We start from the raw sequence: 12,936 nt of genomic DNA, 5'->3' as shown, positions 1-12,936 counted from the left end.
ATGTTGAAGTGAGTTTCAAAAAAAGTTCTTTTGACGGTAGTGAAATCTATATTCAGGATGATGCCACAGATCTTGAGTATGGTTATGTTACTGCTATCGCCAATGACCTAGGAGAGGTCATGGACAGAAATAATGGTTGTGCCACTGAAATTAATGATTCAACTATTATAGTTTGCGAGTTTGGCAATACTTCATCAGAAACAGTCATCGCACTTGTAGGTGGATCGCATGTAGGACAATGGAGTCCTCTTCTTGTGAATTTGGCAAAAGAATATAATTTCAAGCTCGTAAGCGTGATAAAGCATTCGTGCTCTCTGGGATATGAAATAGTAGAGGACAATCATACATGTGAGCTGTGGAATGAAAATATTGTCGATTACTTAAGCGAGCTGGATCCCGGTTTAGTTGTCACTAACTCGACGAGAGCCAACCGGTTGCGCACGGACAGGCTAGTGGACGACGATCCCGTTGAGTTTGTACCCAAGCAGTATGTAAAAAAATGGGAGGAAATAAACGGTTTGGGTATTCCGGTCGTGGGAATAAGGGACAACCCCTGGTTTGAAAGCGACCCAAGCTACTGTGTGTGGAAGAACCGGCAGGAGGCGAGCCAATGCGCCCGACCAGTCGAAGAGGTATTGTTACCGCGCAATCCTGCTGATGAGGATATGAAACAGAATCCTTTGTTTATTTCGGTAGATTTTACCAAGCTGATATGTAGCAAGGGGTTGTGCCCAGCATATTTTGATGGGAGGTTGATGTGGTCGGATACCCATCACCTGTCCCGGACTTATCTGAAATACATCACCCCGAGCCTGAAAAATGTACTTGAGCGGCAAGCTCCGGTTTTTCAGACCCTTAATCATCACGCGGGGAGCAATTAAAATGCTATTATCTGAAAAAGAGGTAAAGTACAAGAAGGCAAGGGAAATCGGCGGGGGGGGTATGGAAATCTGCAACCCGAGAGTGTCAGTAATTGTACCTACCTATTACGACTGGGAACGTTTGAAGCTTTGTGTGGCAGCGCTCCACAATCAGTCCTTCCCCCAGGACGATTTCGAAGTAATTATTGTCAACAATGCCCCCGATGACACCCCTCCCGATGACTTCATCTTGCCCGAAAATTTCAACATGATTACAGAGGAAAAGCCCGGTTCGTACGCCGCAAGAAACGCAGCCCTAAAGATTGCCAAAGGTGAGATAATCGCCTTTACTGATTCCGATTGCATTCCTGGCGCAACCTGGCTGGAGGCCGCTATCGGGCGGCTTGAAGAGGGTGCAGAGCGGATAGCTGGCAAGGTGGAGCTGTTTTTCAAGTCCGATAAACTTACACTCGTTGAAATCTACGAGGAAGCCTACGCGTTTGATCAAAAAAGATATGCTCAGGCTGGTGGGTCGGCAACCGCCAACATGGTGACATGGGCTAAACACTTTGAAACCGTTGGACTTTTCAATGATTCTCTTATGTCCGGTGGCGACAATGAATGGGGCTGGCGGGCCAAGGAGAAAGGCATACCGATAGTATACGCACCCGAAGTCGTCGTGAACCACCCGGCACGCGCCGATATCAAGTCCATGCTTAAAAAACGCAAAAGAATTCTTGGTGGATCGGTCAATATAAAACGCAAAAGTGCCAAGAATAACTTTCTCTTATTGCTGATAACTGGCTATCTGCCTCCACTCAGAATTCTGAAGCCTTTTATAGCTAGCAGCCTCCCTTTCTGGAAGAAATGCTTGGCTGCCTTGTTATGCTATTATTTGAAAGTATACTCAACCACTTACAAATTAGCGCTGATCTTGCGCCTGGCGAAACCAGAAAGAGCCTAGCGATGGCTTGTCGCTGCCCCCCGCCTCTGACCATGAAACCGGTCCTGCCACTCGTGTGTTGAATATCCCCATTACCTCGCTCAACCTGATCGACGCCGACCGATAGTGGCTGAAGCCCAAGGTGGGCGAGTAGTGAGCGTAACGCCGCTATCCTGATCAAGCTGACAGAGGGAATCGATATACCATGATCCGCACGTTACTGGTGGACGCTCAGGGAACTCAGCGCCGCGGAGGGGAGGAGTTGCTCGAGATGTGGCGGGAGTCGACTGGTTCGCATATCTGGATCGACATGCAGGGCGAGACACAAGAGCGCGAGCGGTTGATGCTGGAATCCTTCGATTGTCATCCTCTGGCGATCAACGATGCGCACCGGGACCGGCATCCACCCAAGATCGAGGAATTCGAGACCCATACCCTGATCATCTACCGAGGTATTTCGGCATTTGACGCCGAGCTCAACTATACGCCGCAGCAGATCTGCTTCTTTATCGGTGAGCGCTATGTCATCAGCCTTCATCCAGGCCATGCGATGAGTATCGACAAACTGCTAGCCGAACAGGGCATGTCGTTGCTGCAGAAGTCGACGCAGCAGGTCGCGCTCAAGGTGATGTATATCTCGGCGGGGTACTATCTCGACAGCCTGCTGGAGTTTGAAACCGAGCTCAGCGACCTGGAAGACGACTTGCTGGAAGAGGGCAACGATGAACTGATGCGCCGTATCACCATGTTCCGCTCCCGTCTGGTCAAGATGCGGCGCATCTTCAGCTATCACAAGGGCATTACCCAGGAACTCACGGCCTACGATTACCAGCACTTGCCCCGTGAAGATAGCGAGACACTGCACGCCATCACCGATGTCTATGAGCGGTTCGAGCGCCTCTATAGTCTGACCCAGATGTACTACGATATCTGCGGCGACTTGATCAACGGCTATATCTCCATCTCGTCGCATCAGCTAAATATCACTATGCGATTGCTCACGGTGATTACTGCGATTTTTGTACCGTTGACCTTTCTCGCCGGCATTTATGGTATGAATTTCGAACATATGCCCGAGCTGGGATTCCGTTACGGCTACTTTGCGGTATGGGGCTTGATGCTGGGAATTGCTGTCGCTCTGATCTGGTATTTCCGGCGTCAGAGGTGGTTCTAAGCGTGGCGGCAATTATCGATCACAGAAAGCCAAGGCGGCTGGAGACAGGACAAAAGTTTGTTATCGTCGCACGAAATGAGTGAACTCACCCGCGACACACCGCCCGGAGGAGAGCCTATGGCTACCGATTCCCGTTTGGCACAGATTCCCCCGACCATGGCCGCCATGCTGTTGACCGGCCACGGCGGCATCGACAAGCTGGTCTATGACGAGAATGTTCCCACGCCGTGTCCCGGCCCCGGCGAGGTGCTGGTACAGGTTACCGCGACGGCGAAGAACAACACCGATCGCAAGGCGCGCGAAGGGCTTTATCCCACCAAGGACAAGGGCGATGTCACCTCGTTTCAGATGGGGGGCTCGCCGACGCTCACCTTTCCCCGTATCCAAGGCGCCGATGTGGTCGGTCGCATCGTGGCCGTGGGAGAGGGAGTCGATGCCGGCCGTATTGCACAGCGTGGATTGCTGGATTTCAATCTTTACGCCGATGCACGCCGCGATCTCAACCTGACGCCGGACTACTACGGCCATGGCGCCGACGGCGGCTTTGCCGAATATATCGCGGTGCCCGCCGATCAGTTCCATCACGTGGCCAACCCCGAGCTTGACGATGCCGAGCTTGCCGCCATGGGCATGTGCTCCTACCAGACAGCGCTGCACATGCTGACTTCCGCCAATATCAAGGCCGGCGAGCGGGTACTGGTCACCGGTGCCAGCGGCGGGGTGGGGACCGCACTGATCCAGCTGTGTCGCATCATGGGCGCGATTCCCTATGCCCTGAGCCAGCAGGACAAGGCCGACGCACTGCGCAAGCTGGGCGCGGAAGCCGTGCTGGATCGCTCGGAGATGGGTGATTTCACCGACAAGGTGCGCGCACTCACCGGCGACCGGCCATTCGACGCGGTCATGGACCTGGTGGGGGGCGAGATGACCCACCACTTCATCGACAGCATGATCTTCGACATGAACCGGCGCGACACCTATCCGCGCCTGAGCATTGCGGGGGCCAGCGGCGGTAACGTCAGCGAAATGATGTGGACGCGCATCTACCTCTACCAGGTGCAGATTTTCGGCGTTTCCCATGGCACCCGGGAAGAAGCCGAACAGCTCGTGGAGTGGATACGCAACGGCCAGCTGAAGCCGGTGCTGCACGCTGCCTTCAAGCTTTCCGAGCTGCACGCCGCCGAACGTTATTTCGTCAACCGCAACAGTAATTACCTGGGCAAGATCGTGATCGTTCCCGATGCCCAGTGGGCCGAGCACGGCGCACCCCACGCGCTGGAGGCAAGCTAATGGCAGCGGGAGGCGATGCAATGAGTGGCGAACTGACCCTGAAGTTGATCGATACCCATGCCGGCGGCGACGTCAGTCGTATCGTCGTGGGGGGAATCGATCCTTTACCTGGCACCACGGTACGCGAGCAAATGGTGTACCTGCGGGACGATGCCGATGGACTGCGCAAACTGCTGCTGTCGGAGCCCTACGGGATTCCCGAGATGTCGGTGGATCTGATCGTACCCGCCACCAATCCGCTGGCGGAGGCGGGTTACATCATCATGGAAGTGATGGGGTACCCGATCTATTCCGGCTCGAATACCATCTGCACCGCCACGGCGTTGCTGGAGAGCGGGATGATTCCCAAGCAGGAAGGACATCAACGTTTCGTCCTCGAATCGCCGGCGGGGTTGGTACAGATCGAAGCCGAAGTCGTTAACGGTGTAGTCGAAGCCATTACTTGCGGCGGTTTGCCCAGTTACATCGATAGCTACCGGGAAACCATCCACGTCCCGTCGATTGGCAACGTGACGTACAGCATCGCCTACAGCGGCGGCTTCTACGCCCTGGTGGACGCCAGGGCACTGGGCTTCTCCTTGACCCTGGAAGAGGAGTCGCGCCTGTCGCTCTGCGCCTATGCCATCGTCGAGGCAATTCAGGCCAAGGGCGGGTTTTCCCACTACACCCTGGGCGATGTGGGACCGCTGCCGTTTCTGCACTTCATGGGACCGGAAGAACAGGTCGGCGACGGCTTCTATCGCTCGCGCTCGGCGACCTACGTGCATCCCGGCGTCATCTGCCGCAGCACCACCGGCACCGGCACTTCAGCACGGCTGGCGCTGATGCATCATGAAGGACGCATCCAGCCTGGCGACAAGCTGGAAACCGTCTCCCTGCGTAACACCGGCTTCATCGGCGAGCTCATCAGTGTGCGCCAGGAGGGGCCTCATCAAGTGGTGGAAAATACCATCACCGGCAAGAGCTACGTGCTGGCCCGCTCGGAAATCGTGGTCAACTGTCACGACCCGATGGTGGACTGTGGTGGCTTGCATCATATTCTGACCTCTGAACGTGGCTCATGAGGCGTATGCCGAGTGGTCAGCTACATCAGAACATCAACTGCGGTAGATAGGTCGATGCTGGATCAGATTTTTACCTTGCCGCGCAGCGCCTTGGTTTGCCCCTTGCGGGTTTTCTTGTCGACTCGGCGCCGCTGAGATCCCTTGGTCGGCTTGGTGGGGCGTCTGGGTTTCTGCTGTTTTACGGCGTTCTGGATCAGCTCCTTGAGTCGCGCCAGCGCATCTTCCTTGTTCAGTTCCAGGGTGCGATGGCTTTGCGCCTTGATGACCACAATACCTTCTTTGCTGATACGCTGGTCGGCATACGCCATCAGCCGCTCCTTGTAGAAGGGCGGCAGGCTGGAGTGAAGAATGTCAAAGCGCAGATGAACGGCGGAGGCGACCTTGTTGACGTTCTGACCGCCCGCACCTTGTGCTCGGATCTGGCTGAGATCGATTTCCCAGTCGGCCAGCTCCACGGTGTTGGAAATGGTTAACATGGCTTGTCCTTGGTCACGTTTCGATGCGTCATTCCCATAAGGCTACCATATCGGTATTTCCCCAATCCTCGAGGTAGCCATGAGCCCATCGACACCGCGTTATCGTATCGCTTCTCCCGTTGGGGTGATCGCCGACACCCATGGCCTGCTGCGTGACGAGGCGCTGGCGCTGATGGAGGGATGCGAGTTAATCCTGCATCTTGGCGACGTGGGGGCCAAGGAGGAGGATCTGGCGATCCTTGAGCGCCTGGCAACGCTGGCTCCGGTTCTCTGCGTGCGGGGCAATATCGACAACGCGACGTGGGCGGAGCAATTGCCCCTACATCAGGATGTCGTCGTCAATGATCGGCGCCTGCACCTGGTCCATCGCCTGGTGGATTTCGACCCAGCGACTCCCTGCGACGTCGTGCTCCATGGTCATTCCCACAAGCCGCGCAACGAACAACACGACGGCAGGCTGCTGTTCAACCCCGGGGCCGCTGGAAAGCGGCGCTTCAAGCTCCCTCTGACAGTCGGCAAGTTGTGGGTGGGCCAAGATGGGGTGTGTGGTGCAATCATGCATTTGCCGTTGTAGCGGTGTAGCGGTGTAGCGGTGTAGTAAGGGTTTACTACCCGCACGAGAAAAGCGCTTGTTAAGCTGCTAATGCGTCTGAAGTTCTCACGCACGTTGACAACGACAAAACGGCAACGACAGCGACAAGGAGTAGCGAGATGAGCGCTAAACGCATTCTGATGATTACCGGTGATTTTACCGAAGACTACGAGACCATGGTGCCGTTCCAGACCCTGCTGGCAGTGGCACCAAGTGGATGCGGTGTGCCCCGGCAATAAGTCCGGCGATACCGTCGCCACCGCCATTCATGATTTCGAAGGCGACCAGACCTACAGCGAGAAGCCCGGCCACCGGTTCGCATTGAACGCCGATTTCGCCACCATCAAGGCTTCCGACTACGACGCCCTGGTGGTGCCGGGCGGTCGCGCGCCGGAATACCTGCGCCTGGATAAAGATGTGCTGGCGATGGTCAAGCACTTCTTCGAGGCCGACAAGCCCGTCGCGGCGATTTGCCATGGCGCCCAATTGCTGGCCGCCGCCGGTGTGCTGAAAGGGCGCAAGTGCTCCGCTTACCCGGCTTGCCAGCCGGAGGTGGAAGCCGCCGGTGGCAGTTTCGCCGGGATCGAAGTGACCGACGCGGTCACCGATGGCAATTTGGTAACCGCCCCCGCCTGGCCGGCGCATCCCGCTTGGCTTTCCCAGTTCATGGCGTTGCTGAACGAAAGAGCGTAATCACCTGGATCTAGCAGTCGTGACGCCCGGCATTGTCCGGGCGTAATATCATCTGCTGAGCGAAACCCAAGCGAGGCCCTGCATGTGCAAGCTCTTTATCCAGGCCGACCCGGCCTTATGGCGCAGCGCCACCCATTCGTTACGCATCGACGGCATGGTGACCAGCGTACGCATGGAGAACTACTTCTGGCATTTGCTGGAAGAGATCGCCCAGCGTGACGGCATGAATACCGCGCAGATGATCACGCGGCTTTATCACGAGTCGATCGATGCCGGGCACGACCTGGGCAACTTCACCTCTTTCTTGCGTGTATGCGCGCTGCGCTACCAGGCATTGCAGATTTCCGGCGAGATTCCCGCCCGCACCGATGTGCCCATTGCCTCGCTGGATGCCGAGCGAATCCTGGCCCGCGAAACGCCCAAGCTGCACTGAACCGGGCGCATCAGGCCGGCAAGGCTTCGCGGTGATAGCTGCCGGCATGCTGCTCCAGTGCCGGGGTGTCGGCCGCCTCGCTGACCTGAAACTGGCTGATGGTCTCGGCCATGTCTCCGGCCTGTTCATCCAGCGACTTGCTGGCTGCCGCGGCCTGCTCGACAAGCGCGGCGTTCTGCTGGGTGACTTCCTCCAGCTGCGCGATGGCCTGGTTGATCTGCTCGATCCCCGCGGACTGTTCGGTGGTGGCGGTCGAGATATTCGAGATCAGCGAAGCCATCTCGTTTACCCGGCCGGTAATCGCCTCCAGCGTGTCCCCGGTCGCGGCGACAAGCTGGTTACCTTCCTCGATACGTCCCACATTGTGCTGAATCAACTGGCGGATCTGCTTGGCTTCCTCGGCACTGCGGTTGGCCAGGTTGCGCACTTCCGTGGCGACCACGGCAAAGCCGCGCCCGTGCTCACCGGCGCGGGCGGCTTCCACCGAGGCATTCAAGGCAAGAATGTTGGTCTGAAAGGCGATGTTGTCGATAGCCGCAACGATGGTGGATACCTGCTGGTTGGCGTCGTGAATTTGTTGCATCGCGTCGCGCGCCTGGGCGGAAACGGTATTGGCCTCCTGGGCCTGATCCACCACCTCCGACGACATACCCTGAGCCTTCTGGGCATGGTCGGCAGTTTGCCTGACGGTAGCGGTGATCTGTTCCATGCTGGTAGCGGTTTCCACCAGCGAGGCGGACTGCTCCTCGGTGCGTTGGGCCAAATCCTGGTTACCCTGGGCGATCTCCCCACTGGCCAGCTCGACCGAAAGCGCGCTTTTCTTGATGCTGCTGACCAGCGTTTCGGTCTCGGCGGTGGAGTCGTTGAAGGCCTGATAGAGTTGGGATAACTCATCGCTGCCCGGCACCGTCAAGCGCTGGGTCAGGTCCCCGCCCCGATGGGAAATCGCTTCCAGGACGCGCTTCAGCGGCAGGACGATAGCCCGTACGATCATCACCGCTACCCAACTCGCCAGCAGGCTCGCCATGACGGCGATCGCCACGTACTGCCACAGGGCGAACTGCGCCTGTGAGCGCAACGCTTCGGTGGTATCGATGATGTCGCTGGCAACGGCATTTTCGACGGACTTGAGCTGGCCGATCTTGACCGTTTGCCACTCGAACCATTGTTGCGGGTCGACATCGAAGCCGCCCCGGTCGGCCCGAGAAATGACCAGTGCCCTCAGCTCCATTACCCGCTCGATATCCGGACCTGACAGGGCCTGCTCGAAGCGCGAACGCATGGCTTCTGTGGTCTGGGTCAGGAAGCTCGCCTGGAAGGCGGCTTCCTCGCCGATGAGCGTCATGAAGCGCTGATAGAGAGCCGGCGTGATTTGATCGGCGCCAAAGGCGTTGGACAGCAAGGCGCGCTCTATACCCGCCAAATCCTTGGCTTTCAGCAAGTTGTAATACGCGGAGAGGCGATTGGCCACGTCAGCCTGCTGTGTGGCGTGGCTCATCTCGCCGACCAGTGCCATCAGCTCGCCATTGATACCGGTGTAATGGGCCAAGGCTTCCGCGGTAGGAGCTGACAGTTCGTCGACACGTTGACGCAAAGCGGTATTCGCCGCCAGGCGCTGCAGCACATCGTCGACCCGGGAGGCGAGATCCGCATCGATACTGGCAAGGCTCAGCGTTTCCAGATGGATACGAAATTCATCCGCCTGGTTATCGACAGCGGTTCGCTGGGCAGTCAGCTGTTGCCGGAACTCGCGGCCTTGGCTGCCCAGAAAGCCCGCCGTCATGCCCCGTTCGACCTGGATTTCATGCACGAGATCGCCGGCCTGCTGGGCAAGGGAGGTCAGGTTTTGCAGTTGAAGCATATTGCTGGCCGTCTGCTGACGTTCGACGATGCCCATTACGGCGAAGTACAGCATCGCCAACAGCGGCAAGGCTAGGGCAAGAACGAATTTCTTGCCCATGGGAATGGCGTGGAGGAAGTGTTTCATGGCGACCTTGGAGGTTGGGAAGTGACATCACGCTAGGGTGATGAGCTGCTCCCATTATCGGCACGGCGGTATTGTTCTTTAGTCAAAGCTGTTGCACCAATCCAACAATTCCAGCGGTTCCTCCAGCTCCTGCTTTTCCATCTGTGACGGTTGGCTCGCGACCGCCACGAGACAGTCTGCTCACGGGTTGAAACGTCGATTACCGCATCGCTAACTATAACGAGTTATTTGTAATTTTGTCTGTCATAGCTAAGGTCTAGATGGCACTAGTAGCATTTCACTTTGCAATGTTATGCATTACAGGGAGGTAATCATGAAACCCAGTAACACGTTCGACCCCTCGCGTCGGCAAGTGGTCGGTGGATTGGCTTCCGGCGTCGCCGCGGCGGTTGCCGCGCCGGCATTCGCCCAGCAGTCTTCCTCTCAAGGAAGCAGCTCTCAGTCTTCCTCCGGCCAGGGGGCGGCTGCGGGTGGCGGCGATGGTTCGCTGATGCAGAAGCAGGACCCGACCAGCCAATATCCTGCGCCGCCGTTCCCGGAGCAGCCCCAGGAGTGGCCGGGTCTGGCAAGCGAGATGGAACCGCGCCCGGACCACGGCGAAAAGAGCTACCGGGGCAGCGGTCGCCTGGAAGGTCGCAAGGCGCTTATTACCGGCGGCGACTCCGGTATCGGTCGCGCGGCGGCCATCGCCTATGCCCGCGAGGGTGCCGACGTGGCGATCAACTACCTGGAGGCCGAGGAGTCCGACGCCCGCGAGGTGATCGAACTGATCGAAGCGGAAGGGCGCACGGCCGTTGCGATTCCGGGCGATATTCGCGATGAAGCGTTCTGCCAGGAGTTGGTCGAGTCAGCGGTGCAGCAGCTCGGAGGTCTCGACATTCTGGTCAATAACGCCGCCCGCCAGCAATGGAAGGAGTCAGTCACCGACATCAGCACCGACGACTTCGACGCCACCATGAAGACCAATCTCTACGCCATGTTCTGGATCACCAAGGTTGCCATACCGCACCTGGAGGAAGGAGCCGCGATCATCAATACGGCGTCCGTGGTGGCATACGACCCGCCGAAAATACTGCTCGACTACTCGATGACCAAGGCGGCCATCGTCAGCTTTACCAAGTCGCTGGCCAAGCAGTTTGCAGAGCAGGGGGTGCGTGTCAATGCCGTGGCGCCCGGCCCGTTCTGGACCCCGTTGCAACCGAGCGGTGGTCAACCCCAGGAGAGCGTACAGAGCTTCGGTGAGCAGACGCCATTGGGCCGCCCAGGCCAGCCGGTGGAGTTGTCCGGTGTCTATGTGCTGCTCGCCTCGCAGGAATCCAGCTACGCTACCGGCCAGGTATACGGCGCCACGGGCGGTAGCGGCGGACCCTGACGGGGCCAGTCAGACCATGGGGCCGGCCGAGCGATGGAAGATGAATGGAAACGGGAGTTGCAAGTGAGTGTTACGGAACAGGGCTCGACGCAGGGGATTCGCCATACGGCGCCGGTCGAGACGTTGCAGGTCATGACGCTGAATGTGCACAAGGGATTCAATGTCTTCAACCGGCGTCATATCCTGCCCGAACTTCGCGATGCCGTGACCACTCTGTCGGCCGACCTCGTCTTTCTGCAGGAGGTGATAGGCGAGCACAAAAAGCATGCGCTGCGCTTTCATGACTGGCCAAGCGTGCCACAGTACGAATTTCTCGCCGACACCATCTGGCCGGATTTCGCCTATGGCCGTAATGCCGTCTACCCTCATGGTGACCATGGTAATGCCCTGTTATCTCACTATCCGATTCTGGAATACGCCAACAAGGACGTATCCATCCAGGACACCGAGAAACGCGGTCTGCTGCATTGCCAACTGGATGTTCCCGGACACAGTGGGGTACATGCAATTTGCGTTCATCTGGGGCTACGCCAAGGACATCGCCTGGAACAGATGAAGCTGCTGTGCGAGCTGCTTGACTCGATCCCCGGCGACGAGCCGGTCATCGTGGCGGGTGACTTCAACGACTGGCGAGGTCAGGCCGATCAGGTGCTGGCGCAGTGTGGGTTGAGCGAAGCGTTCGTTCAACACTTTGGGCTACCGGCGAAATCATTTCCGGCGCGTTGGCCTTTGCTGCGTCTCGACCGGATCTACGTGCGCAATGTCACCGTGCGCAGCCCTAAAGCCTTGTATCGCAAACCTTGGTCGCACTTATCCGATCATGTGCCACTTATTGCCGAGATATGCTTGTGAATTTCCAATGGAAGGAAAACAACGAAGCCGAGTTTTTGATCAACGGAAACCAGTATTTTCGCAGCGTATTCGACTGTATTCGTGCGGCTCGTCGGGAGATCCTGCTCGAAACCTTCATCATCTTCAACGATGAGGTGGGCAAGAAACTGAAAGAAGCGCTGCTAGAGGCCGCCGCCAGGCAAGTCCAGATAGATATCACGGTGGATGGGTACGGGACGGCGGATCTGGATAGCGAGTTCATATCGGAGCTGACGGATGCCGGTATTCGCATGCATGTCTACGATCCCAAGCCGCGTCTATTCGGCATGCGTACCAATCTGTTCCGCCGCCTTCATCGCAAGATCGTTGTGGTGGATGGCGAGGTGGCCTACATCAGTGGGATCAACTTCGGTGCCGATCACTTGCCCGATCGATATGCCATGGGCAAGCAGGATTATGGCGTGCGTGTGCGGGGGCCGATCGTCAAGGACATTCGCGATGCGGCCGGGGCGCTGCTGGTGGAGCATCAGGCGCTAAAGAAATTGCCGGAGCTTCAGGGATCGTCTTCTGCTGCGGGAAAAGCCGCCATGCTGATGGCGATTCGCGACAACAATCACCATCGCAACGATATTGAAGCACACTATATCCGCGCGATTCGTTCGGCGACGTCCCGCCTGGTCATCGCCAACGCCTACTTTTTTCCCAGCTACAGGCTATGCCACGAGCTGCGTAACGCCGCGCGTCGGGGTGTCAACGTCACACTGATATTACAGGGCCGGCCCGATATGCCCTGGGCCAGAATGTTTTCCAGCTCGCTTTACAGCTACATGCTGCAGGATGGCGTCAAGATCTACGAGTACACGGAGCGTCCGCTGCATGGCAAGATCGCGATAATCGATCACGACTGGTCGACGGTGGGCTCGAGCAATCTCGACCCGCTCAGCCTGTCATTGAATCTCGAAGCCAACCTGTTCGTCCGCGATGCCGAGCTCAACCGGCAGATCCATACGCATCTCGAGCAACTCATTGATCAGAGTTGCAAGTTGATCACTACCGAAGCGGCCAAAAAGGGGCGCTGGTGGCGCACGCCTTTGATGATCGTGAGCTTTCACTTCCTGCGCCATTTTCCCAAGCGGATGGGCTGGTTGCCGGTTCATGCCGCCAGGCTGAAAACATTGTCTGCCACGACGCACAGCAACAAAAGAGCACTGGATTGAGCAG

At 57.5% G+C, this 12,936-nt stretch carries 12 protein-coding genes and 1 pseudogene; 11 read left to right on the top strand and 2 right to left on the bottom strand.

Translation table 11 applies throughout. The annotated features are described in order from the left end of the window. Nucleotides 1-8: 8 nt before the first annotated feature. The 5 genes from R5M92_RS08495 to R5M92_RS08475 all read left to right on the top strand — a co-directional run bounded on the left by R5M92_RS08495 (nt 9) and on the right by R5M92_RS08475 (nt 5,331). Nucleotides 9-881 carry an SGNH hydrolase domain-containing protein gene (locus tag R5M92_RS08495; RefSeq protein ID WP_346795483.1) on the top strand — a complete coding sequence of 291 codons (873 nt, stop codon included), beginning with the start codon at nt 9-11 and terminating at the stop codon, nt 879-881. Nucleotide 882: 1 nt separating this feature from the next. Beyond that, nucleotides 883-1,824, top strand: a complete 942-nt coding sequence (locus tag R5M92_RS08490) for a glycosyltransferase family 2 protein (protein ID WP_346795482.1) — start codon at nt 883-885, stop codon at nt 1,822-1,824. A 184-nt stretch (nt 1,825-2,008) separates the two neighbouring features. After that, nucleotides 2,009-2,977, top strand: a complete 969-nt coding sequence (locus R5M92_RS08485) for a magnesium transporter CorA family protein (protein WP_346795481.1) — start codon at nt 2,009-2,011, stop codon at nt 2,975-2,977. Nucleotides 2,978-3,094: 117 nt separating this feature from the next. Beyond that, complete coding sequence (locus tag R5M92_RS08480; protein ID WP_346795480.1) at nt 3,095-4,267, top strand: zinc-binding dehydrogenase; 1,173 nt, start codon at nt 3,095-3,097, stop codon at nt 4,265-4,267. Nucleotides 4,268-4,287: 20 nt separating this feature from the next. After that, complete coding sequence (locus tag R5M92_RS08475) at nt 4,288-5,331, top strand: proline racemase family protein (RefSeq protein WP_346795479.1); 1,044 nt, start codon at nt 4,288-4,290, stop codon at nt 5,329-5,331. 62 nt (nt 5,332-5,393) lie between these two features. Here R5M92_RS08475 and arfB read toward each other — a convergent pair whose 3' ends face one another. Further along, a complete protein-coding gene (gene arfB / locus R5M92_RS08470) occupies nt 5,394-5,807 on the bottom strand; it encodes an alternative ribosome rescue aminoacyl-tRNA hydrolase ArfB (protein ID WP_346795478.1) in 414 nt (137 codons plus the stop codon). A 79-nt stretch (nt 5,808-5,886) separates the two neighbouring features. On the opposite strand from arfB, the gene R5M92_RS08465 reads away from it, so the two are divergent. The 3 genes and pseudogenes from R5M92_RS08465 (at nt 5,887) to R5M92_RS08455 (ending at nt 7,525) form a co-directional block, all read left to right on the top strand. After that, a complete protein-coding gene (locus R5M92_RS08465) occupies nt 5,887-6,381 on the top strand; it encodes a metallophosphoesterase family protein (protein WP_346795477.1) in 495 nt (164 codons plus the stop codon). Between the two features lie 137 nt (nt 6,382-6,518). Beyond that, nucleotides 6,519-7,092, top strand: a pseudogene (locus R5M92_RS08460) (DJ-1/PfpI family protein). 82 nt (nt 7,093-7,174) lie between these two features. Continuing rightward, nucleotides 7,175-7,525 (top strand): ribbon-helix-helix domain-containing protein, encoded by a 351-nt coding sequence (locus tag R5M92_RS08455; RefSeq protein ID WP_346795476.1) that lies wholly within the window; start codon nt 7,175-7,177, stop codon nt 7,523-7,525. 10 nt (nt 7,526-7,535) lie between these two features. Here R5M92_RS08455 and R5M92_RS08450 read toward each other — a convergent pair whose 3' ends face one another. Further along, nucleotides 7,536-9,512, bottom strand: coding sequence for a nitrate- and nitrite sensing domain-containing protein (locus R5M92_RS08450; protein ID WP_346795475.1), 1,977 nt, complete (start codon nt 9,510-9,512; stop codon nt 7,536-7,538). Between the two features lie 313 nt (nt 9,513-9,825). Here R5M92_RS08450 and R5M92_RS08445 point away from each other — a divergent pair, with 313 nt between their 5' ends. From R5M92_RS08445 to clsB, 3 genes are all read left to right on the top strand, one after another. Further along, the gene (locus tag R5M92_RS08445) at nt 9,826-10,884 is read left to right on the top strand and encodes an SDR family oxidoreductase (RefSeq protein ID WP_346795474.1); all 1,059 of its coding nucleotides are present in this window, start codon (nt 9,826-9,828) and stop codon (nt 10,882-10,884) included. A 63-nt stretch (nt 10,885-10,947) separates the two neighbouring features. Then, a complete protein-coding gene (locus tag R5M92_RS08440; RefSeq protein ID WP_346795473.1) occupies nt 10,948-11,736 on the top strand; it encodes an endonuclease/exonuclease/phosphatase family protein in 789 nt (262 codons plus the stop codon). Next, nucleotides 11,727-12,932, top strand: coding sequence for a cardiolipin synthase ClsB (gene clsB / locus R5M92_RS08435; protein WP_346795472.1), 1,206 nt, complete (start codon nt 11,727-11,729; stop codon nt 12,930-12,932). Before R5M92_RS08440 ends, clsB begins: the two co-directional genes overlap by 10 nt. Nucleotides 12,933-12,936: the final 4 nt, after the last annotated feature.

Source organism: Halomonas sp. Bachu 37 (genome assembly GCF_039691755.1).
In the GTDB taxonomy this organism is placed as follows: Bacteria; Pseudomonadota; Gammaproteobacteria; order Pseudomonadales; family Halomonadaceae; genus Vreelandella; species Vreelandella kashgarensis.
Note: the sequence above shows the minus strand (reverse complement) of the source record. Positions and strands in the feature narration are given on the sequence as shown.

What these genes read in the sequence shown, in the direction of transcription:
- R5M92_RS08490 (WP_346795482.1), top strand. Translation starts at nt 883, where the DNA reads ATGCTATTATCTGAAAAAGAGGTAAAGTACAAGAAGGCAAGGGAAATC.
- R5M92_RS08485 (WP_346795481.1), top strand. Translation starts at nt 2,009, where the DNA reads ATGATCCGCACGTTACTGGTGGACGCTCAGGGAACTCAGCGCCGCGGA.
- R5M92_RS08480 (WP_346795480.1), top strand. Translation starts at nt 3,095, where the DNA reads ATGGCTACCGATTCCCGTTTGGCACAGATTCCCCCGACCATGGCCGCC.
- R5M92_RS08475 (WP_346795479.1), top strand. Translation starts at nt 4,288, where the DNA reads ATGAGTGGCGAACTGACCCTGAAGTTGATCGATACCCATGCCGGCGGC.
- arfB (WP_346795478.1), bottom strand. Translation starts at nt 5,807, where the DNA reads ATGTTAACCATTTCCAACACCGTGGAGCTGGCCGACTGGGAAATCGAT.
- R5M92_RS08465 (WP_346795477.1), top strand. Translation starts at nt 5,887, where the DNA reads ATGAGCCCATCGACACCGCGTTATCGTATCGCTTCTCCCGTTGGGGTG.
- R5M92_RS08455 (WP_346795476.1), top strand. Translation starts at nt 7,175, where the DNA reads ATGTGCAAGCTCTTTATCCAGGCCGACCCGGCCTTATGGCGCAGCGCC.
- R5M92_RS08450 (WP_346795475.1), bottom strand. Translation starts at nt 9,512, where the DNA reads ATGAAACACTTCCTCCACGCCATTCCCATGGGCAAGAAATTCGTTCTT.
- R5M92_RS08445 (WP_346795474.1), top strand. Translation starts at nt 9,826, where the DNA reads ATGAAACCCAGTAACACGTTCGACCCCTCGCGTCGGCAAGTGGTCGGT.
- clsB (WP_346795472.1), top strand. Translation starts at nt 11,727, where the DNA reads ATGCTTGTGAATTTCCAATGGAAGGAAAACAACGAAGCCGAGTTTTTG.